1 protein-coding gene is annotated in these 1,032 nt (G+C 72.5%); it reads right to left on the bottom strand.

Annotation, left to right across the window (positions count from 1 at the left end; genetic code table 11):
• Window positions 1–3: 3 nt before the first annotated feature.
• A complete protein-coding gene (locus GUY60_RS37840; protein ID WP_161706022.1) occupies window positions 4–990 on the bottom strand; it encodes a TauD/TfdA dioxygenase family protein in 987 nt (328 codons plus the stop codon).
• Window positions 991–1,032 lie beyond the last annotated feature (42 nt).

Below are 1,032 nucleotides of genomic sequence, written 5' to 3'. Positions count from 1 at the left end.
CGACTAGAACGGGCGGTCGCCCGCGATGGCGACGCGTTCGGCTACGCGGCGGGCGTCGCCGTAGTCGTTGACGGCGTAGTGCTGGGTGGCGCGGTTGTCCCAGAACGCGATGTCACCGGCCTGCCAGCGATACCGCACCTGGAACTCCGGCACGTGCGCCTGCTGGTAGAGCAGCCGCAGCAGTTCGTCGCTCTCCGCCCGCTCCAGGCCGTGGATCCGGGTCGTGAACGAGGTGTTGACGAACAGCATGCGCCGCCCCGACTCGGGGTGGGTGCGCACCACCGGGTGCGTCACCGGCGGGAACATGTCCTGCCAGGGGGCGAGCCGCTCGGGGCCGTAGAAGCGCCGGAAGCCCGGCAGGAAGTCGTGCTCGGCGGTGGCGTCGTCGATGCGGGCGCGCACGTCGGCGGGCAGGTTGTCGTACGCGGCGGCCATGTCGGCCCACATGGTGTCGCCGCCGCGCGCCGGAACCTCGCGGAGCTGGAGCACGGCGCCCATGGCGGGGCGGGGCCGGAACGTCACGTCGGTGTGCCACACGTTCTCGTAGCTGGGCGTGGCCGCCGCGCCCTTGTCGAAGCGGACCACGTCCGCGCTGTCCCCGGTGTCGAGGAGCGGGTTGGTCTCCAACTCGCCCCAGTTGCGGGCGAATTCACGCTGCTGGAGCGAGCTGAGGTGCTGCCGCCGGAAGAACAGCACCTTCCATTCGAGCAGTGCCCGGTTCAACTCCTCACGCAGCGCGGCCGTCAGGGGCCGCGACAGGTCGACGCCGCTGATCTCCGCGCCGATGGTGGCGGCCTGCGGTTCGACGTGGAAGAGGTCGTACGGCCGTTCCCGGACGCCTTCGGGCAGTCGGCGCAGCAGCCGCTGACCCTCGTGCAGGCCGTGCGGCGGGATGTGCGCGGGGCGCAGGGCGGGCGTGGTCGCGCTCTCGGTCGCGCTCTCGGTCTGGGTCCGGGTCTGGGTCTGGGTCTCGGTGGTCGTCGAGGTCATCGGCGGGCTCCCGGTGGGTGCGGGCGGGGCGGCGGCGCGGAC

Source organism: Streptomyces boluensis, assembly GCF_009908195.1.
GTDB classification, from domain to species: domain Bacteria; phylum Actinomycetota; class Actinomycetes; order Streptomycetales; family Streptomycetaceae; genus Streptomyces; species Streptomyces boluensis.
This window is presented reverse-complemented; position numbering and strand designations above follow the sequence as displayed.